Origin of the sequence: Bacillus sp. ChL18 (assembly GCF_026241425.1) — a bacterium.
GTDB classification, from domain to species: Bacteria; Bacillota; Bacilli; order Bacillales; family Bacillaceae; genus Bacillus; species Bacillus velezensis.
In genome coordinates, this window is the sequence record NZ_JAPHWE010000002.1 from 208,587 (window position 1) to 228,268 (window position 19,682).

The window sequence follows — 19,682 nt, forward strand, 5'->3', positions numbered from 1 at the left end:
CAGATTCCTTTTCCTTAAATCATATAAGGAACTTTTTCCTCTTTAACTAACTCTTTAAAAGTCCATTTTGGCTCAATAGAGTCATATTCAATTCCAGCAAACGTTTTTAGTATCGCTTCTGCAATAATTTGAGCAGCTTTTGGAGGGACAGCCATGCCGATTTGCTGTCTTACCTTTTCTTTCTTTCCTTCAAATACAAAATGATCAGGAAAGGTTTGCAGGCGTGCCCGTTCTCTATTTGTTAAGGCGCGGGGCTCTTCCCAATGGTACACGTGAGTGCCGCCGCCGCCGCTTCCAGTCACCGTATAAGATGGTTCATCCGGATGAAGACGTTTATAAATCTGACTCATTCGGGCACCTTTCACTTTGAGTCGTAATTCTTCCGGGATGCCCTCATACCAAGCGTTCTTTCCGGGAGGAATATAGTTCAGCATCTCAATAGTTTTTTGATTATGTTTCGTAGGCTCATGATTTTCAGTAAAATCAAGAATAGGCGGATTATTGAGTGCGTCGTATGCAGTAACATACTGATTTGGAGTAGTAGGAGCAGGAATTTTAAATTCTAAATTCTGGTCTTTTCTGATACCTACTATAATAATACGGTGTCTTTTTTGCGGTACGCCGTATTCCTCAAATTTATATAAGTGAGGAGTGATTGTATAACCCATCCCCGCTTCTCCCAGTTCCCTCAATATCTGAATAAAAGCTTTACCTTCATTTGCACTTTGCAGACCGCCCACATTTTCAGCAATGAAAAATTTCGGGTTATGATAATTGAGCACCTTTACACCATATGAGTAAAGAGGGCCGTAATCGCCGCTCATTCCTTTATGTTCTCCAACTATACTGTAATCATTGCAAGGGAATCCAAAGGCTAATGCATCTATAGGAGGGAGGCTTTCTATATCCAATTCTTGCACAGGACCCTCAATTACTGACGGGTCATCAATATTTTTGCAGATATTTCTTCTGTATGTTTTACATGCAGATTCGTCATAATCATTAGACCACTCATGTTTTATGCTGTATTCATTACCGGAACTGTCAACGACACGGGCACTTGTAATTCCTAAAGACAGTCCTCCTGGTCCGCTGAACAATTCTCCTTTTCGGAAGATCATATAAAAACCTCCATTTGTTGATCTCATACACATTATAAACTATAACACATCTTAACGCTAAAAGGGGAACGTTTGTTTCGCGAATTTGAAAGGAGATAACTTTTGTTTTAATAGAAGATTTAAATGTTCTCATTAAGGGAAAACTTTTACAAATCGGGAGGGGAATCGATGGCTGACACTCATACAAAAGAACAAAGAAGAAAGAATATGCAGGCGATTAAAGCAAAATCAAAATTAGAAGATAAAGTATCCGCAGCCTTATGGAACAGGGGCCTGCGATTCAGAAGAAATGTTTCATCTCTTTTTGGTAAGCCAGATATAGCTATTAAAAAATACAAAATTGTTATCTTTGTTGATTCTTGCTTTTGGCACGGATGCAGCTCTCACGGAAATCAGCCAAAAAGCAACAAAGCGTATTGGGAGAAAAAACTGAAGCGGAATAAGGAAAGAGATCAAGAGGTTACTTCCTACTATATAAAACATGGCTGGCATATATTAAGGGTTTGGGAACATGCTTTTAAAGAGAATTTTGAAAGAACAATAGATGAGATAGAAACTTTTATAAAAACGAATATGTAGATAACTGATTATAAATTTTCCGGTGATAAATAATTCCTTTTGCCTATTCATCCAAATAAACCCATAGCGTAACATAAAAATAGTCTATAATGCCCATAATTTACAAGCGAGGTGTTTACTTATATTAGCAGAGATGAACGCATTACATTCGGAAAGAGCCGACTTTGCTATAAAACAAGAGCACATTCATGCCCTGAAACAAGTCAGACATGAAATAACAAATTTAAAACATGAGTTTTCAGATATCAACCATTTGATCAGTCAGCCTCATTTATCCCCGCATACGTGGAAAGGGAGCCATGCAAAGGCCTTTGAAGAGTGTCGCGAAGATATGGCACATGCCTGGGCTGATATCAAAAAGGACCAGGTGAACGGGATAATTGAACCCATTAATGAAAAGATTTCTATATTAGAGGGTGACGTGCATACACTTCAGCACAGAATACGATCAATTGAGAATGAGATCCGAAAACAAAAAGAGAAGAGATGAGGTGCGATATGGGACAGGAGATCAAGATGGATTTCCATATGGTAAAGCAGGGGACAAACTGAAGCTGTATCAAGCCCATTTAATAAATTAATTGTAGAAGAAGCTAACCGGCAGTACGGTTGCGGGTGGATTTTTCTCACGCTGACTGTCAGAAATATAGCAGGAGAAGAGCTGAAGTCTAAGATTTCTGACATGATGAAAGGGTTTAATCGTCTCATGAAATACAAAAGGGTCGATACAGCGGTACTTGGCTATTTTAGAGCTTTAGAGATTACTAAAAATCATGAAGAAGATACATATCATCCGCATTTTCATGTGTTATTGCCTGTGAAGAGAAGTTATTTTGGCAAAAATTATATCAAGCAGGCAGAATGGACAAGTCTTTGGAAAAGGGCGATGAAACTGGACTATACGCCGATTGTTGACATTCGAAGAGTCAAGGGAAGAGCTAAAATTGATGCTGAGCAAATTGAGAGCGATGTGCGGGAAGCCATGATGGAGCAAAAAGCAGTTCTCGAAATTTCTAAATATCCTGTTAAGGACACGGATGTGGTGCGTGGCAGCAAGGTGACGGATGATAACTTAAATACTGTGTTTTACTTGGATGATGCGCTTTCTGCGCGAAGGCTGATCGGGTACGGCGGCATTTTGAAGGAGATAGGAGATACATAAAGATCTGAGATCTGAACCTTGAAGATGCGGAAGACGGCGATCTGGTTAAGATTGATGAGGAAGACGATGAGGTGGCAAACAGCGCTTTTGAGGTCATGGCTTATTGGCACCCCGGCATCAAAAATTACATAATCAAGTGAAAGGGAGCAGGCCATGTGGCTTGCTCTCTTACTTTGTGGAACCGTTATTCAATACAAGCAGAAACGATGGCCGTAATGCCAAAGAAGTCCATTATCGCCTCTTTTATTTCAGGGCTGGCTTTTGAAGCTGCTTTGGAGACTGCTTTGTTCCAAGCGGTTTTTTTACTGCGGTATTTTTTCTTGTAATAATTGTAGTACTGATATGTTTTAGTGACGAATGTCTTTACTCCACCCAAGGCTTTTATTGCCTTTTTGATCTTTAACAATTTTGCAGGAGCGAAAGCTAGGCTGGCAAGTGCGGTACCAACAGCACTTATACAACCTAGGACACCTTGAGTCTTGAATGGTTTGTCCGATTGATGAAGCTCAGTTGCAGCGGCGTTCATATCATTGATTAGCGATTGATCATCGATGTTATTTCTGAACCAATCTAAAATTACATCAGAACCTTGGTTGACCACTGAGTCAGGTATGTTTTCAATTGCGTATAATGCTTTTTGACTAGAAAGCAAACTTGAAAATTCTTTTTCGAGATTAGTGTCTCGAACTAATGATTGATTATTCGGTGATTCAGCGGCTTCAGCGGCTGTCGTTCCAAGGATTGAAAATAAAAACACTGAAACAACTGCCAAAATAATTTTACTTCTGTACTTTAGAACAAATTTCATATTATCCCCCTTTTTTACTTAAAAATACCTTGTAAATTATAAACCATTTTACCGCTTGATTCCATAGCGGAAATTGTGTCATGATGGATTTAGGTATATAAAGTGTTTAACAGAAAGAGTGAGGGGATCAGCAATGAGTGACAAAAAATATGAATCTATACACTGGTTTGCGTCAGTACTAGCGTTTTTATTAATAATTTTGAATAGCTTTTTTACAAAAATTGAGGGTGTAACTGTTGGTATTGCGATTGTATACATAGTGATCATGGGAATTGTTAGGAGTACATGGAAAAAAGCTAAAATAGATTAAGCAGGCCTTCAGGCCTGTTTTTTTATTGCGGTGCAAAAGAGAGAAAATTGTTATGCATGAGTGAAAAAATAAAAAAGTGGACTCGGTGAAAGTCTCCTTTTTTGTAACACGCCTGACGGAAATCGAGAGATTTAGCATGTACACAGGTTTGTATGTATAAGTGCGCCATTTTCCGTGTGTTCTATTTCCAAAATTGCCACTACTTTTTTTGTTTAGTGGCTGCGATCATTCTTTGTGTCTCTAGCGACTTCCGTAATGCCGCAGTGAGTGTCTCGTGTCTTTCATGCTGTCTTTTTTCGAATTGTTCCATCCGTTCTGCCATTCTTTGGTTGGATTCTTCCTGTCGCTTCATGAATTCCACCAAAGGATTGTCCTGTAGCGATGTAGCGGTATCCGATATGGTCAGTTTTGAACGATACAGGCTTGCTATATGCTTTACCGTTTCGTCGAGTGAGTGTCCATTGATCTTAGTCATTGTACATAGATACTCTAAAGTCTTTACGTCATCTTCGGTATAGAGTCGCCATCCTTTCGAATCTTTATTGAACGAGTAGCCTTGTTCTTCAAGCATACTGGCATACTTGCGGACAGTCACCGGCTCTATACCGAGGTGTTTTGCGACGTCCTTGGACGATAATTTGACTCCCATATCCATCACGAATCACCTCGTAAAATAGGTTCGCTATGGCGAGGTCAGACACCTTTAAGTGTTGCACCCTTTATTATGATTTGAGTTGTTTTGAAAAGGGTGCATTTTAAAAGGCGCTGCATACCTAAACGAGAGGAAAAATCCAGTCATGACAGGGGACTGACTGGGTTCTTTTGTGTTTGAGTTTGTTTTGGAATTTAGGAGCGGTCACGGAGTGCCCAGTTATACGCACCATAAATTGGGGCGTACTGGCGAAAATGACCCGCAGGGCCTTTTGATAAAGAGGAGGGGTAGTAATGCAAGAGATTGATTTTGAAACAGGGATGAAATATGTAAGAGCAACCCTTGGCTTTGAGGGCTTAGTGCTGACGGAAGAAGAGGAAAAGCTCTTAGAAAGGCGGTTTCATGGAGAAATCACAGAAGAAGAATACATACGAAAAGCGCTAGAGCTGTCTTATTCCGGTAGTTCAAAATAAGGGATGTGAAGTTTTCGAGGGGTTGGGAAGGAGCCGAAAAAATGAATGTTGATAAGAAGAGGGAAATCCAAAGAAAATATAAAGAGCAAATGCGAAGGAAAAAAGTGACCTACACTGTAGAAGCAGTGGTTGTTACTGCGATTGTTGTGTTAATTATTTTTTTGAATTGCGTTATTAAAGGATTTTAGGGAAGCAAGCGAATAGGGCGTGAGTCAACGGTAACCGGACCGTAGGGAGGATTAAGGAGTTGACTCACTCAGCGCCACCCGAACCCTTTTAGAATGAAAAAACGCTACGGCTATATCTATGTCGACCGCGGCAATGATGGAAAAGGCACGTTTGAAAGAAAAAGAAAAGTTTTTATTGGTATAAAGACGTCATCCCACAAACGGAGAAAGTCTGTAAGCGCAATGTTCCGGAGCAAGCCGGCAAAATTGACATTCAGCAAAGAGAGGAGGACAATAAAAGCAGAAAGGCGGGATTCATATGTTTAAAAAAATTCTTGCAGCAGTAGACGGTTCAGACATGAGCGGCAAAGCTTTGGACGCAGCGATCCATCTGGCGAAAGAACAGCAGGCTGAACTCACCATTCTCTATGCGGGACGTGAAGCCGTTGTCTCCACATCAGCCTTAACAGGGATTGTCTATGTTCCGGAAAACTTCATTGAAGACATCAAACATGAAGTCGAGCAAAAAGGAGCGGCCATTCTGGAAGATGCCAAGCAGAAAGCGGCTGAAAGCGGAGTAAACGCGGAAAGCCTGTATGTCCAAGGCGAACCTGCGCATCAAATTTTAAACATAGCGAAAGAACAGCATTTCAATCTGATTGTCGTCGGAAGCCGCGGAATCAGCGGATTTAAAGAAATGATGCTCGGAAGCGTGAGCCATAAGGTCTCACAATTGTCTCCTTGTCCTGTACTGATCGTTCATTAAACAGAAGACCCTGCTGATGCGGGGTTTTTTTAATGAGAAAAGACCGCCGGCTTTCGAAAAATAGGATGAAATGTTCCTCTGAATCAAGTAAAATGGCTGTTAGTATTTGTCTGAATAAACAGTCAATGATATGGGGGAAGCAAATCAATGAAAGCTGAACAAACATCAAATGCCGTCATCAAAATGGTCATTTCCATGGTCATTTTCGGATCAATCGGCTTTTTTTCGGAACATACGAATGTGCCTTCAATTGAACTGGTCTTTGTGAGATGTCTGTGCGCCTCTTTGTTTCTGGGCGTTTGCTGGTTTGGTTCCGGACGGTACCGCACCGAACAATGGAACCGGCGTGAGGTGCTGCAGACACTGGCCTGCGGATTTTTTCTCGTGCTGAACTGGGTGTTTTTATTTAAATCATTTGAGGAGACATCAGTGACGATAGCGATTTCCGTTTATCATCTGGCTCCGGTTCTCGTCCTTCTCCTAGGGAGCCTTATATACCGGGAGAAACTGCATATTGTGTCCGTCACTTCCATCGTGATTTGTTTTCTGGGCACCGCCCTGATTTCCGGCATCAACGGAAGTACATCATTTTCTCAGCTGATGGGATCGGGTATTATTTGGGCCGTGCTGGCCGCCCTTTTTTATGCTTTTACGACACTGGCCGGGAAAGGCATCAACAGCCTCAGCCCATACGCCGTCACCTGTTTGCAGACCGGATTGGGCGTTATCATTCTTCTCCCGTTCGTCCGTTTCGGCGCTTTTTCTGATTTGTCGCATGTGAACTGGATCATGATTGTGTCGACCGGCATCATTCATACGGGAATTGTGTATTTGCTCTTTTTTGACAGCTTGCGGTTTTTATCCACCCGGTTTATTTCAATCATCGTATTTCTTGATCCGGCGGTGGCGATTGTGCTTGACACCGTATTTACGGGATTTCGCCCCGACCTTTATCAATCTTTGGGGATTGTATTGATTTTTGCGGGAATGGCGCTGTCCCTGATTCGAAAGCAAAAAGCCGTGCCGGCGGAAACTCAGGCAGACAGCACCCGTATATAGGCGGCCGTACCGGCTGCTTTTTTTATTTTGGGGCTATTCAGCCATAACGAAAAAGCAGACAAACAGATCATGGAAAAAGAGGATAGTAATTGTATAATACTTCTTGTGTTTACAATTTAAGAGATTAAAGGAGTGAAGGGCATGATAAACAAGACGCGTCATCTCGCTTTCTTGGCTGCACTCGGCTTTGCGCTTTGTCTGGCCATCGTATGTTCCGTATCAAAGCAGGCAGAAGCGGCAGCGGCTTATCCGGATGTGATGCAGGGACTTACCGGATTCGCGGGAAATGCGGAGGACCATAACGGAAAAGCAAAATCCGCCGTATCGGGAGGCCAAGGCGGCCCCGTCGTCTACGTCAGCAATCTTAATGATCTGAAAAACAATGCGGGCGGAACGGACCGCAAAACCATCGTCATCACAAGTGATATTTCTTCCCCGGGTAAAGCCGTTGTGACAGTCGGCGCCAATAAAACCATCGTCGGCTCTTATACCAGCCACAGGCTGACCAACATCTATCTGACCACCGGCTCCGGCTCAAACAATGTGATTTTCAAAAATCTCATTATCAGCCATAGTGCCGCCATTACGGGCAACAACGACATTCCGATGTACATAGCGAACGGACAGAATTACTGGATTGACCACGTGTGGTTTGAAGGACACAGCTACAATCCGAACAGCCGCAGTGATTTGGGAAAGCTTCTGTATGTCGGCGCCAAAGCGGATTTTGTGACGCTGTCTAACTCTAAATTCACAGACCATCTGTACGGCCTGATTCTCGGTTATCCGAATGATGATAACGAAGGACGCAATTATATCGGCTATCCGCATATGACGATCACCAACAACTATTTTAATAACGTCTATGTGCGTTCACCGGGTCTGATGAGATACGGCTATTTTCACGCGAAAAACAACTATGTAACCAATTTCAATTTAGGATTCACCATTCATACAAACGCGACTGTCTTCTCAGAAGCCAACTATTTCGGCAACGGAAATGAAAAAGGCGGAATGATAGACGACTACGGGACGGCCCAATTCACCGACACCGGTTCATTCCCGTCGCTCAAAGCCCCGAAATCACCGCGCACCGGCTGGAATCCGAGATCAAATTACAGCTACGGCACCCTTTCAGCCCAGGACGCCAAAAACTTCGCCCAATCCTACGCGGGAGCGCAAAATACAAATCTCCGCTATCCATAATACGAAAACCGCCGGCAGCCGGCGGTTTTTTTATATGAACAAAAGGTTCAAAATACCTATAATCCTTAAAATAACCTTAAATACCTAGGAAAATATTGGTAAACAATTTCAATAATATTACTATTGTTAAGCCTATATTACAAAAGAAGGAGGAGAACCTATGAAAATAGGAAAAAAGAACAAGTGGAAAAAGTGGCTGGCCGGCACTCTTGCGGCCACGCTGATGATTTCCATTGCGCCTGCCGATGTGTTTGCGGCAGAAACGCGTGAAAAACAAGATCAAGCGAAAACCGCCGCCATTCCGGCCGCAGACCCGGAAAAAGATCTTCCGGCGGAAAAAGCATCTGAGCAGATGCCTTTTGATCAAAAAGATATCAATCAAGACGGTGAGATCACGTCTGAAAGAACTGAGAATTCAAAGCTTTACTATGAAGGCGAGGGTGTGTACAAACAGGAAATCTACACAGACCCCATTCATACGAAAGAAACCGCCAATGCGGACTGGGAAGACGTTTCTCCTGAATTGAAAACCGGCTCAAAGGAAGTCGGAACGGAAAATACAGTGCTGAACTCCGATTTTCTGAAGCAAATGAAAAACGGATTATACGCTACATTTGAACACGATGATCATAAGCTCACATATTCATTAACCGGCGCAAAAGGCCCCGATCAGGCTGCAATTACTCCGACAGATGCCTCAGCAAAAGTAAGGGAAGACAGCAACGAGCTTACGTATCAGCAAGTGTTTCCTGCAATTGATTTACAAACCTACACATTTAACGAAAACATAAAAGAAGACCTTGTGCTTCACAAATATGAAGGCTACAATTCCTTCACCTTTCAAATCAAAACCGACCTGCAGGCTAAAGAACAGGAAGACGGCTCGATCGCGTTTTCTGATGATAAAGACAATGTCGTCTACACCGTGCCGAAGCCCTTTATGACCGACTCAGATCTCGACGAAAAGTCAGGTGAAGTCAACAGGTCAGAAGATGTCAGCTTCAAACTTGAAAAAAACAGCGAAGGCTACTTGCTCCATGTAACGGCCGATGAAAAATGGCTGAAAGATCCCAAGCGGGTTTATCCGGTATCTATTGACCCTTCAACATCAGTATCTGTGTCATCCGATACCTTTGTCATGAGCGCGTACCCGACGACAAACTACTCTGCCGCATCGCAGAAATGGGATGCCGGATTGAAAGCGTACGTGCTGAAAACTGGATATTATGACGGCACAACCGGAACGAACTACGCTTTTATGAAGTTTGATAATCTAAAGCCGATCAAAAACATGACGGTGACGAAAGCGACGCTCAAAGCATACACAGCCCACTCCTATTACGGATCAAAGGCGACGGGGCTTTGGCTCGACACCGTTAACAGCAATTACGACAATGCCAAGATTACGTGGAAGAACAAGCCGGGCTCCAAAAACATCGGCAAAGCCGAGGTCTATAAAGGCCAATGGGCAAGCTTCGATGTCACCTCCGCAGTCAAGTCGTGGAATAGCGGCGGCGCCAATTACGGCTTTAAGCTTCACGCAAACGGCAACGGAAAAGAATATTGGAAGAAGCTGATGTCATCAGCAAACTCTGCTAAAAAACCATACATTGAAGTGACATACACGATTCCGAAGGCGGACACGCCGTCTGTCAAAGCGTATCATAACGGAGATTCGACAGGATTTTTCAATATCAGCTGGAAAAAAGCTGAAGGCGCCAAAAGCTATAAAGTGTGGCTTTATAACGGGAAAGAATATCAAGCCATTCCGGTCGGCAATGCAACCTCTTGGAGCACAAGAGGGAAAAAGATTTGGCCGACAAAAGCGGAAATCGACTCCGGCAAATATAAGCTGCATACAGACGGAAAAGGCGGAAGTGAATTAGCGCTTAATCCTTCGCCGGTCTATAAAAACTCCGGCGGCAGCTATCCGGCAAGTAAAAATTACTGGGTCGCGGTCAGCGCGGTGTTTGACCAGGGAGAAGGCGCCATGTCTGCGGCCGCCAAGCCCGTCATTCCGAATATTGGCAGAGTTCAGAAACCAAGTACGAAAGGCTTTAATAACAACAACGCCACAGGCTGGTTTGATCTTTCCTGGAAAGCCGTATCAGGCGCAGCCGGGTATAAAATGCAAGTCTTTAACGGCAAAAGCTTTGAAACGCTTGACCTCGGAAATAAAACATCCTGGTCCACAAAAGATCAAAACATCTGGCCGACAAAGGCGGAAATCAGCGCCGGAAAATATGCGCTTCACCTGAAAGACAAAAAAGGCGCGGAATTGCCGATCAACCCGGGCCCCGTTTATAAAAACGCCGGCGGAGATGCGAACCGGAAAACCTACGGATTTAAAGTCATTGCCTATAACAAAGACGGAGAAGCGATCGCCTCACCGGAAGCGAGTCCGGCGCTGCCTGATATCGCAAAGCCGAAAAACCTGACAGGCTACGTCTATACGAACACGAAATCCAGCCAAACGGGTTATGTCAATCTCATATGGGATAAGGTGAAAAACGCGAAAGGCTACAAAATCAACATCTACAACGGAAAAGACTATCAATCATTCGAGATCGGTGATACCGATCATTGGACGACCCAAAACAAACACATCTGGCCTTCAGCCGATGAAGTGAAAGCGGGAAGATTCCAGCTTCACACGGACGGAAAGGGCGGCGAACTGGCGCTTGACCCTTCACCTGTTTACGAAAACGCAAACGGCAATTACAAAGGGAAGAAGAACTATTCCTTTACGCTGACCGCCTATGACGCAAACGGTGACAGCATACCGACCGCACCTTTTAACCCTGTTTTCCATGAAGGGGCGGAATTCCTCGGAACGGAAGAATTCTGGTCCATTATTGACATTCCGGACGGACAGCTGAACGGCGCAACGGGAAATGTCATCGTCAATGAAGAAGATATGTCAATCGACGGACGCGGACCGGGGCTCGGACTCTCCCGGACCTTCAACAGCCTTGACAGCTCTGACCATATGTTCGGCCAAGGCTGGTATGCCGATGCGGAAACGTCGATTCTTTCTGAAGACGGCAGAGCCGTTTATATTGATGAGGACGCGACAACACATGTCTTCACGAAAAAATCTGACGGCACGTATCAGCCGCCGACAGGCGTTTATCTCGAACTGACGGAAACAAGCGATCAATTTGTATTAAAAACAAAAGATCAGACGAACGCTTATTTCAGCAAAAAAGGCGGAAAGCTCCAAAAAATCGTTGACGGACACAACAACACAACCGTATACGAGTATAACGACAGCAATCAGCTGACCGCCATAACAGACGCATCAGGGCGCAAGCTGACATTTACCTATGATGAAAACGGCCATGTCACATCTCTTACAGGGCCGAAAAACAAAAAGATTTCGTATTCATATGACAAAGACCTTCTCAAAAAGGTGACGGATACTGACGGCAGCGTCACAAGCTATGACTACGATGACGAAGGGCGCCTCGTCAAGCAGTATTCTGCAAACAGCACGGATGACAAACCGCTGTTCACTGAATACCAATATAGCGGCCACCGCCTGACCAAAGCCGTCAATGCGAAAAAAGAAACGTACGACTACAGCTATGACGCGGACAAAAAAACGCTGCTCATGACGCAGCCGAACGGCCGCAAAGTGCAGTACGGCTATAATGAGGCGGGCAACCCGATTCAAATAATCGATGATGCCGAAGGGCTGAAAATCACGACCAACACTGTATACGAAGGCAACAACGTCATTCAGGACACCGATCCGAACGACGCGGATGCGGGCAAAGCGACAGAAAGCTATCAATATGATAAAGACGGCAACGTCACAGCCGTAAAAGACAACTATGGCACCGAAACGTATCAGTACAACAAAAACAATGACGTAACGAAAATGAAGGACACCGAGGGGAACGTCACTGATATTGCGTACGACGGACTTGATGCCGTTTCTGAGACGGATCAAAGCGGAAAATCCTCATCCGCCGCCGTGTATGACAAGTATGGAAATCTCATTCAATCAAGCAAAGAGCTGGCAGCTTCGGCAAGCCTGCTGAAAGACGGCAGCTTTGAAGGAACAAAGCTGGGCTGGAATCTCACCGCTACGAGAGACAGCGGAAGTATTGCATCTGTAAAAGCAAGAAGCGGCGCGCTGTCCGGACAAAAAGCACTGGAGATCTCCTCACAATCCGCTTCAGCCGGAACAGAGCACGGCCATGCGTCCGCAACGCAGGAAGTGCAGCTTGAGCCGAATACGACGTATACACTCAGCGGCCAGATCAAAACGGATCTGACAAAGGCGAGAGCGTATTTCAACATTGATCTGCGTGACAAAGACCAAAAACGCATTCAATGGATTCACAATGAATCAGGCGCATTAGCCGGAAAGAATGACTGGACGAAACGGCAGATCACCTTTACCACACCGGCCAATGCAGGAAAAGCCATCGTCTATATGGAAGTGGATCATAACGACAAGGACGGCAAAGGAAAAGCGTGGTTTGATCAGGTTCAGCTGGAAAAAGGGGAAGTCTCTTCAAGCTATAACCCGGTGCAAAACAGCAGTTTCACGGCTAAAGCAGACGGCTGGAGCACAAGCGGAGCCGCCGCTGACCTTGATGAAGGCTTCGATGATGACAGCTCATTAAAAGCGTCCCGCACAAATGCATCACAAGCCAATGCGGCCGCAAAACAAACCGTTACATTAGGCCAAAGCGCGGACGATAAGCCGGTATATATCACGCTGACAGGGATGTCCAAGGCTGACGGCGTAAAATTAACGAACGACAATGATTACGCGCTTCAGGCTGACGTCACTTATGCGGACGGCACGACAGGCGTATACACCGCCAAATTCCCGCAGGGGACACAGGAATGGAACCGGGCAGCGGCAGTCATCCCGAAAAACAAAGCCGATCAATAAAATCGAAATCAGCATTCTGTTCCAAAAAAGCGCCACAGGAACGGCGTGGTTTGATGATATCCGTTTAATCGAAGGAAGCATCCTGACGAAAAACACCTATGACGAAAAAGGAAACTACGTCACAAAAGAAGAAGACGAACTAGGGTATGCAAGCACTGCTTCATATGACGAGACTGGAAAGAAAATGTCTGAAACCGACGCGAAAGGCGAAACAACCGCCTACGAATACGATCAGGCCGACCAGCTGACAAAGCTGACCCTGTCAAACGGCACATCCATCCTTCACAGCTATGACAAGGAAGGAAATGAGCTGACAAAAACGATTCGGGCCGGCGCAGATCAGACCTATCAATATGAATATGACGTCATGGGCAAGCTCGTCAAAACAACCGACCCGCTCGGCAATGTACTGAAGAGTGAATATGACGCCAACAGCAACTTGACGAAAACCGTTTCCGCCAACGGAAATGAAGTGTCGCTGACCTATGACGGCACCGATCGGGTTAAGTCAAAAGCGTATAACGGCACTGAAAAATATAACTTTACCTATGACAAAAACGGCAATGAAACGTCTGTCACAAACAAAGAACAAAATATAACGAAAAAACGCACCTTTGACAACAAAAACCGCCTGACCGAATTAACCGACCGCGGCGGCAGCCAAAGCTGGACGTATCCGGCTGATTCGGATAAGCTGAAAACTTTCTCATGGAGCCACGGCGGCCAAAAAGGAACAAACAGCTTTACGTACAACAAACTTGATCAAATGATTGAAATGAAAGACGGCACTTCAGCCTATACATTTGATTATGATGAAAACGGCAATGTCCAGACATTCATCAGCGGCAATGAAGTCGGCACGAGTTTTTCATATGATGAGCGGAATCTCGTCAGCTCTCTTCATATCGGAACGAAAAACGGCGGCAGCATCTTCCGGGAAAGCTATGAATATGACGCCAACGGCAACCGCACGGTCATCGACAGCTCAGCGGGCGGAAAGGTGCAGTACGAATACGGCAAGCTCAACCAGCTCGTCAAAGAAACTCATGAAGACGGCACCGTCATTCAATATACGTACGACGGCTTCGGCAACCGGACAAACGTCACCGCCACAAAGGACGGCGCAAGCAAATCAGTCAACGCATCCTTCAACATCATGAACCAGCTGACGAAGGTGAATGACGAAGACCTGTCCTACGATAAAAACGGCAATCGCACATCCGACGGCAAATACACATATACGTGGGACGCGGAAGACAACCTGACCGCCGTCACGAAAAAAGGCGAAGACAAGCCGTTCGCAACATACAAATACGATGAAAAAGGAAACAGAATCCAAAAAACCGTCAACGGAAACGTCACGAACTACTTCTACGACGGAGACAGCTTGAATGTCCTGTATGAAACAGACGCAGACAACAACGTCACAAAATCATACACGTACGGTGACAGCGGCCAGCTGTTATCCTATACAAAGAACGGCAAGAAATATTTCTATCACTACAACGCACACGGCGACGTCATCGCCATCTCAGACAGCACCGGAAAAACTGTTGCCAAATATCAATACGATGCGTGGGGAAATCCGACAAAAACCGAAGCGAGCGACGAAGTAAAAGACAATCGCTACCGCTACGCAGGCTACCAATACGACGAAGAAACCGGCCTGTACTATCTCATGGCCCGCTACTACGAGCCAAGAAACGGCGTATTCTTATCACTAGACCCAGACCCGGGCAGTGATGGGGATTCATTGGATCAGAATGGATATGCATACGGAAACAACAACCCAGTCATGAACGTCGATCCGGATGGGCATTGGGTGTGGATGGTAGTAGGTGCTTTAATTGGAGGAGTCTCTTCTTACAAAGCAGCGAAGGCAAAGGGAGCAAGAGGTTGGAGGTTAGTTGGATCTGTAGCCTTAGGTGCTGCTGGCGGAGCAATCGGAGGAAACTATCTACGAGTAGGACGTACTCTATATAAGGCTGGAAAATTATCTAAAACATATTGGAATGCTAGAAAAGTCGCAAAGGCAAACAAAGGTGTGATTAAGAGAGCTAAAACTAAGAAAGGTTGGGTAGTTACTACTAAAAAACATACAGTAAGATTAATGGGGAAGAATTCTGGTCAGCGAAAAAAACCTTACTATAGAATGTCAGTTAGAAATAAAGGTCCTTTAAATGCAAAAGGGCATTTCTCAAATAATCCTTATGAGACTCATATAAAGTTAAGATGGTCATCACATCGAAATATAAATAAACGCTTACGCAGTAAGTCACACAGATGATATTAGTATAAATGTATAGCTCTAAGTTTTGATCCATTTAGGGGTTAATAATAGCAATTAACATAGATAGAGATGCAGATGGTTATACAGGTGAATTATATTTACGTATATTTTCTAAGTTGCCATCTGCATTTTCAAACCTTTTTACTTAAATAAAGTGAGGAGAATGTTATTACATGAACAGTATTGAACAATGGATAGACTATATGAATCATGATGTTAATTGCTTTTTGCACGATATTAATTTTGAATACTTAGAGAATAGATTAACTCTTTATTTCAAGGTATATGATGGAGGAGAAAAAGCCACTTTAAAAGAAATTACATTTAAAGATGTAAACGGAGTTTATTTCGGTGTTAATAACAAGTTTGATAAAAATATGCCCAGTGATGCTAATTGGTACCTTGAGGAAATCAGTTATTTCAAAGAGGGAATTGGAAAAATGCAAAATGGTATATTAGGTGATCAAGTCTCAAGTGCTAATTTTCTTATAGAAATTAACGGAACTTTACTTGCCATAGAATGTAAATATATATACTTTGATTCTAAAGAATATCAAGTGTTTAATTATCACGAGAAAACTGAAAAAAATCAAAGGGGTCATATAGTGGCTGGAATCAAGAAAATCTTTTCAAGGAGGGAGGATTCAGGTGAATAATCCATTACAAAAGCTACTGATTGATTCGGAATGCATCGTATTAAAAACAGATTTTCATTTCTTTAAAAAAGAGTTTATTCTTCATTTGGAAGTGAATACGAAAGGAAAAAAGCAACAGCATTGTATTGAATTCAAAAATGTATCATCATTATTTTTTTATGCGGGCAAGGAATCATCTTTAGATGGAGTCAATGCAGAGAAAAGATGGAGGTTACATTCGTTCTCATGCTATCCTCAGGGGATTGGAACAATATATCACCCTTTAATTGAAGATTATGAATCGAATGCAAACATTTTGATTGGGATTAACGAAGCAGTCTATGCAATTGAAACCGAACGGGTGATCTTTGATTCAACTGAAATATATGCATCAGATAAAGATTGATCGTAACGAATAATTTATCTAGATGGTTTTGAAAGGTAATTCCTCTTTTGTGAGGTCTGGCTTTACATTTGTCTTAATAAAAAAGAGGCAGGAGATGACCATGTACAAAACCATTAATGAATGGGTAGATTACATAGATGGGGGGTGCAGTGTCCTTCATTTAGATTTTAATGTGTTTAAAAAAGAACTCTCATTTGATATTAAGGTTTTTGAAAGTGAAGCTGAATATACGCATAAAATATTATTTCAAAATACAGCATCTGTTTATTTTAGTGCAGATATTGGTGATATGAGATTAGAAAAAATAGATCCCGAAGAATACAATTGGCAAGTATTTGAGATGAGTTACCACCCGGAAGGAATCGGAAATCTATCAAATTCTGTAATTCCGGAATATCAATCAAATGCTAATTTTCTTATAAATATGAACAGCATGCTGATTGCTGTAGAGGCTGAAACAGTTCGCTTTGACGACCAATCATTTTATGCGTATCAGTCGAAATCATAAATAAACAAATAAGAGAGGTTCCCAGCCTCTCTTTTCTTACATAACGAAATCGTTCGCGGAGGCAAACATGAACACTCCTTTAAATTTACAAAAAGAATCATTGAGGGCTATAGGGAATCTGGATGTGATTAATCCGCTTAAATACAATTCGATTTATTCATGTGATCTAGTGAGTAAAGATACTTTTTCTCAATTAATGAATGACTTAGAGTTCGAAACAGCTCTAATAGAAGTAATGGCATTTCCTTCTTTTATTGAAGAATGGAAGAAGAAGGTTGAAAAGAAAATGATACATATGAATACTGTATCGAAAAAGTTCATTCATATTGAATGTGCCCTAACCAAAGAAGAATTGATGGCAGATCACTTATTAGATGAATTATATTTTTTAGCATCGATCAATGACTTTGTTGTTATAATAGCAAATCCTGCCAAAAATAAGTCCTATATGAACCTGAACACTCAAAAGGTTGATGTAACTACTGAAAATAATGAAAAAATCATTTGGTTTGAATACGATGCAGCAGATTTATATATCATTGATTAATTTAATATAAATTTCAGGTTCCTAATCAACGGAGTGTTGCTGATGTTAGAACTTACCGCGGAGCGTGTTGGGTCATATGAAAGGGAAAATATCATTTATTTCAATGCGGGTCGGGATGATCAAGTGTTTATTGTGTCCGTGCACGATCACAAAGTAATATTGGAGGTTATGAAAGGCAGCTCTCTTTTAATCAAAAAAGAGTTACACGGATTTTCTGAAGATGCCCATTTCTATCTGGTTGATTCGTATGATAACACAATCGTTATCGTTTACCTGGAAAATCATACGTGTCAATTAGCCGTATACTGCGTAAACAGTAATAAAATCAATCCGATTTGTTCTTTTCTATTAAGCGCCAATGTATTTCATCTGGGTGAGGATGGATTATTATGGATCGGATTAACGGACGAGGGTATGTATGATGAGAGAAATCCTCAAGGAAAAGCGATATTTGCTTTTCATGCAGAAGACAGAACGTTTTATTTTGAAGACGATTTTAAAGAAATGATGCATGAATGCTATGCCGTACAATCGATCAAATCTGATTTGTATGTATGTTTCGAGGGAGAGGATTGCTGTGTCATCGGGCATTATCAGATTGGACGGGATAGAATTCGTACTGTTGCAGAATATGTGCTGGACGGCGATCAATACTCCTATTGTGATCAGCTATCCGTTTCGAAAAAAAGGGTGCTGCTGATTCAGAGTCATGAGGATACCCTATTTACATTTCATGAAGAGCACAAAGGCTTATCAGAGACTGACGTCATGATACACGGTATTGATAGAAAAGGAGAAACAACGTACAGAGCCGTACAGGACCGTATTTTTATCTTTAGTGATAACGATTTATATCTGGTAAAGTATTGATCAATCCTATGCAGATGGCTTTTTTCAGCCATCTGCATATCATTTTACAGAGTGAACGATCGATATAAATAAAATACCATCCAAGACTCAAGGGGTAATTATATGAAAATAAAAATGAATAAGATAGTCGAAGAATCAGTAAAAGGATGTTTTTGTCATTTTGATAACTGCGGGCGTCTGTATCTCGGACGGCATCAGAATGGCGGGCTTTCGATTACGATCATCGATGAATCAGGTGATATTCGAGTGATTCTGAGATGTTAAGATCCAACAGATATTCTTTAAATAATGACGTCATCCGAAACCTGAAATTATACAAAAAAGAATTAGAGGGGCCGCTGCCTTCAGATACAGGGAGATTCGAAGAAGACTTTGAGGGTGCTGCCTGTGCTGGGGATTTTTATGAATACTTCGCACTTATCTGCGGCGGCTTAGATTTTGTGTTGGCGAATAAACAAATGCCTGCACGGCAGCGTAAAGCCTTATATAAATCCTTTTTTGAGCTGTATCCGCAATATGCGCAGCTGAAAAACGCTTTAACAGATTATCCGGAGCTCAGCCGGGAAATCGGGCGGCACGAACGGGCCAGGAGGCTGTTAGTCAGCATTTTAAACAAGAAATGAAAGGCAGGCTTCTAACGTGAAAGAACCCACAAGAGCAGAATGTCTGAAGAAGGCTGGTCTGATCCTGAACGGTCAAGCGGCGAGGAAAGAAGTGTCGGATTGGGCGTGCGAGTACGTGGCTGCAGATGATCCGGCGGTTGAGGACGAAACCGTTTGGGAGATGCTCGTATATTTGAGCGGGTTTGATCTGAAAGATTCGCCTGATTCGTATCTGCATACGAAAGAAGAATTAAAAGATTGGATGCAGACATATAAAGAAATTCATGGGGGGGTGTAAGATTCATTTGAGTCAGACATGCCAATTCAGCTGAAAAAAAGGAGGCACAAAATGGAGTGGCACAAACATGAGAAAGCAGTTCTACTGAGGCCGGATGATCTTGAAAGCATCACCGACATCCATCTGGATATCAGCCCGATCGACGGCGGCTGGGAATCGATCCGCTACTATGTCGATGACGGGGAAGGAAGCATGAGCTTTTATTGCGCCAAATGGGTCGTGCTTGACATGAAGAAAAAGCACTCCCCCCGAATGGCCCGGCAAAACGTCAGGGTAAAGCGGCGGCATTTCGCGTATAATGAGGGGAGCCG

18 protein-coding genes and 4 pseudogenes are annotated in these 19,682 nt (G+C 43.0%); 19 read left to right on the plus strand and 3 right to left on the minus strand.

The window, feature by feature from the left end; translation table 11 throughout:
- Positions 1-14 precede the first annotated feature (14 nt).
- Positions 15-1,121, minus strand: coding sequence for a DNA cytosine methyltransferase (locus OQ477_RS12015; RefSeq protein WP_032875608.1), 1,107 nt, complete (start codon positions 1,119-1,121; stop codon positions 15-17).
- Positions 1,122-1,289: 168 nt separating this feature from the next.
- Here OQ477_RS12015 and OQ477_RS12020 point away from each other — a divergent pair, with 168 nt between their 5' ends.
- The 3 genes and pseudogenes from OQ477_RS12020 to OQ477_RS12030 form a co-directional block, all read left to right on the plus strand.
- Complete coding sequence (locus OQ477_RS12020; protein ID WP_024085991.1) at positions 1,290-1,700, plus strand: very short patch repair endonuclease; 411 nt, start codon at positions 1,290-1,292, stop codon at positions 1,698-1,700.
- Between the two features lie 133 nt (positions 1,701-1,833).
- Positions 1,834-2,190 carry a YwqH-like family protein gene (locus tag OQ477_RS12025; protein ID WP_265972614.1) on the plus strand — a complete coding sequence of 119 codons (357 nt, stop codon included), beginning with the start codon at positions 1,834-1,836 and terminating at the stop codon, positions 2,188-2,190.
- Between the two features lie 81 nt (positions 2,191-2,271).
- A pseudogene (locus OQ477_RS12030) lies at positions 2,272-3,002 on the plus strand (protein rep); the annotation flags it as partial.
- A gap of 44 nt (positions 3,003-3,046) precedes the next feature.
- Here OQ477_RS12030 and OQ477_RS12035 read toward each other — a convergent pair.
- Positions 3,047-3,670, minus strand: a complete 624-nt coding sequence (locus OQ477_RS12035; protein ID WP_265972615.1) for a hypothetical protein — start codon at positions 3,668-3,670, stop codon at positions 3,047-3,049.
- 133 nt (positions 3,671-3,803) lie between these two features.
- Here OQ477_RS12035 and OQ477_RS12040 point away from each other — a divergent pair, with 133 nt between their 5' ends.
- Complete coding sequence (locus OQ477_RS12040; protein ID WP_024085988.1) at positions 3,804-3,980, plus strand: hypothetical protein; 177 nt, start codon at positions 3,804-3,806, stop codon at positions 3,978-3,980.
- A 199-nt stretch (positions 3,981-4,179) separates the two neighbouring features.
- On the opposite strand, the gene OQ477_RS12045 is transcribed toward OQ477_RS12040, so the two are convergent.
- Positions 4,180-4,635, minus strand: a complete 456-nt coding sequence (locus tag OQ477_RS12045) for a MerR family transcriptional regulator (RefSeq protein WP_265972616.1) — start codon at positions 4,633-4,635, stop codon at positions 4,180-4,182.
- A 290-nt stretch (positions 4,636-4,925) separates the two neighbouring features.
- Between OQ477_RS12045 and OQ477_RS12050 the strand changes: the two genes are divergently transcribed.
- The 15 genes and pseudogenes from OQ477_RS12050 to OQ477_RS12120 all read left to right on the plus strand — a co-directional run bounded on the left by OQ477_RS12050 (position 4,926) and on the right by OQ477_RS12120 (position 19,648).
- On the plus strand, positions 4,926-5,105 hold the full coding sequence (locus tag OQ477_RS12050; RefSeq protein ID WP_042635622.1) for a hypothetical protein: 180 nt from the start codon (positions 4,926-4,928) through the stop codon (positions 5,103-5,105).
- 41 nt (positions 5,106-5,146) lie between these two features.
- Entirely contained in the window at positions 5,147-5,293 is a 147-nt protein-coding gene (locus tag OQ477_RS12055; protein WP_024085986.1) for a hypothetical protein, read from the plus strand.
- Positions 5,294-5,386: 93 nt separating this feature from the next.
- Positions 5,387-5,510, plus strand: a pseudogene (locus tag OQ477_RS12060) (family 1 glycosylhydrolase); the annotation flags it as partial.
- Between the two features lie 81 nt (positions 5,511-5,591).
- The gene (locus tag OQ477_RS12065) at positions 5,592-6,038 is read left to right on the plus strand and encodes a universal stress protein (protein ID WP_021494690.1); all 447 of its coding nucleotides are present in this window, start codon (positions 5,592-5,594) and stop codon (positions 6,036-6,038) included.
- A 147-nt stretch (positions 6,039-6,185) separates the two neighbouring features.
- On the plus strand, positions 6,186-7,097 hold the full coding sequence (locus OQ477_RS12070; protein WP_265972617.1) for a DMT family transporter: 912 nt from the start codon (positions 6,186-6,188) through the stop codon (positions 7,095-7,097).
- A 141-nt stretch (positions 7,098-7,238) separates the two neighbouring features.
- Positions 7,239-8,303, plus strand: a complete 1,065-nt coding sequence (locus OQ477_RS12075; RefSeq protein WP_265972618.1) for a polysaccharide lyase family 1 protein — start codon at positions 7,239-7,241, stop codon at positions 8,301-8,303.
- 160 nt (positions 8,304-8,463) lie between these two features.
- Positions 8,464-15,502 (plus strand): annotated as a pseudogene (locus OQ477_RS12080) (DNRLRE domain-containing protein).
- Between the two features lie 176 nt (positions 15,503-15,678).
- Positions 15,679-16,161, plus strand: coding sequence for a hypothetical protein (locus OQ477_RS12085; RefSeq protein WP_049627660.1), 483 nt, complete (start codon positions 15,679-15,681; stop codon positions 16,159-16,161).
- Positions 16,154-16,546 (plus strand): hypothetical protein, encoded by a 393-nt coding sequence (locus tag OQ477_RS12090; RefSeq protein WP_049627659.1) that lies wholly within the window; start codon positions 16,154-16,156, stop codon positions 16,544-16,546. Before OQ477_RS12085 ends, OQ477_RS12090 begins: the two co-directional genes overlap by 8 nt.
- Positions 16,547-16,640: 94 nt before the next feature.
- Positions 16,641-17,054 (plus strand): hypothetical protein, encoded by a 414-nt coding sequence (locus OQ477_RS12095; RefSeq protein ID WP_265972620.1) that lies wholly within the window; start codon positions 16,641-16,643, stop codon positions 17,052-17,054.
- Positions 17,055-17,121: 67 nt separating this feature from the next.
- On the plus strand, positions 17,122-17,601 hold the full coding sequence (locus tag OQ477_RS12100) for a hypothetical protein (RefSeq protein ID WP_265972621.1): 480 nt from the start codon (positions 17,122-17,124) through the stop codon (positions 17,599-17,601).
- Positions 17,602-17,643: 42 nt separating this feature from the next.
- Entirely contained in the window at positions 17,644-18,471 is an 828-nt protein-coding gene (locus tag OQ477_RS12105) for a hypothetical protein (RefSeq protein ID WP_265972622.1), read from the plus strand.
- A gap of 257 nt (positions 18,472-18,728) precedes the next feature.
- Positions 18,729-19,094, plus strand: a complete 366-nt coding sequence (locus OQ477_RS12110; RefSeq protein ID WP_130571318.1) for a YxiJ family protein — start codon at positions 18,729-18,731, stop codon at positions 19,092-19,094.
- Positions 19,095-19,110: 16 nt separating this feature from the next.
- On the plus strand, positions 19,111-19,371 hold the full coding sequence (locus tag OQ477_RS12115; RefSeq protein WP_265972623.1) for a DNA-binding protein: 261 nt from the start codon (positions 19,111-19,113) through the stop codon (positions 19,369-19,371).
- A 51-nt stretch (positions 19,372-19,422) separates the two neighbouring features.
- Positions 19,423-19,648, plus strand: a pseudogene (locus tag OQ477_RS12120) (hypothetical protein).
- Positions 19,649-19,682 lie beyond the last annotated feature (34 nt).

What these genes read in the sequence shown, in the direction of transcription:
- OQ477_RS12070 (WP_265972617.1), top strand. Translation starts at nt 6,186, where the DNA reads ATGAAAGCTGAACAAACATCAAATGCCGTCATCAAAATGGTCATTTCC.
- OQ477_RS12075 (WP_265972618.1), top strand. Translation starts at nt 7,239, where the DNA reads ATGATAAACAAGACGCGTCATCTCGCTTTCTTGGCTGCACTCGGCTTT.
- OQ477_RS12110 (WP_130571318.1), top strand. Translation starts at nt 18,729, where the DNA reads ATGTTAAGATCCAACAGATATTCTTTAAATAATGACGTCATCCGAAAC.
- OQ477_RS12015 (WP_032875608.1), bottom strand. Translation starts at nt 1,121, where the DNA reads ATGATCTTCCGAAAAGGAGAATTGTTCAGCGGACCAGGAGGACTGTCT.
- OQ477_RS12050 (WP_042635622.1), top strand. Translation starts at nt 4,926, where the DNA reads ATGCAAGAGATTGATTTTGAAACAGGGATGAAATATGTAAGAGCAACC.
- OQ477_RS12040 (WP_024085988.1), top strand. Translation starts at nt 3,804, where the DNA reads ATGAGTGACAAAAAATATGAATCTATACACTGGTTTGCGTCAGTACTA.
- OQ477_RS12020 (WP_024085991.1), top strand. Translation starts at nt 1,290, where the DNA reads ATGGCTGACACTCATACAAAAGAACAAAGAAGAAAGAATATGCAGGCG.
- OQ477_RS12100 (WP_265972621.1), top strand. Translation starts at nt 17,122, where the DNA reads ATGAACACTCCTTTAAATTTACAAAAAGAATCATTGAGGGCTATAGGG.
- OQ477_RS12035 (WP_265972615.1), bottom strand. Translation starts at nt 3,670, where the DNA reads ATGAAATTTGTTCTAAAGTACAGAAGTAAAATTATTTTGGCAGTTGTT.
- OQ477_RS12045 (WP_265972616.1), bottom strand. Translation starts at nt 4,635, where the DNA reads ATGGATATGGGAGTCAAATTATCGTCCAAGGACGTCGCAAAACACCTC.
- OQ477_RS12055 (WP_024085986.1), top strand. Translation starts at nt 5,147, where the DNA reads ATGAATGTTGATAAGAAGAGGGAAATCCAAAGAAAATATAAAGAGCAA.
- OQ477_RS12105 (WP_265972622.1), top strand. Translation starts at nt 17,644, where the DNA reads ATGTTAGAACTTACCGCGGAGCGTGTTGGGTCATATGAAAGGGAAAAT.
- OQ477_RS12025 (WP_265972614.1), top strand. Translation starts at nt 1,834, where the DNA reads ATGAACGCATTACATTCGGAAAGAGCCGACTTTGCTATAAAACAAGAG.
- OQ477_RS12085 (WP_049627660.1), top strand. Translation starts at nt 15,679, where the DNA reads ATGAACAGTATTGAACAATGGATAGACTATATGAATCATGATGTTAAT.
- OQ477_RS12065 (WP_021494690.1), top strand. Translation starts at nt 5,592, where the DNA reads ATGTTTAAAAAAATTCTTGCAGCAGTAGACGGTTCAGACATGAGCGGC.
- OQ477_RS12095 (WP_265972620.1), top strand. Translation starts at nt 16,641, where the DNA reads ATGACCATGTACAAAACCATTAATGAATGGGTAGATTACATAGATGGG.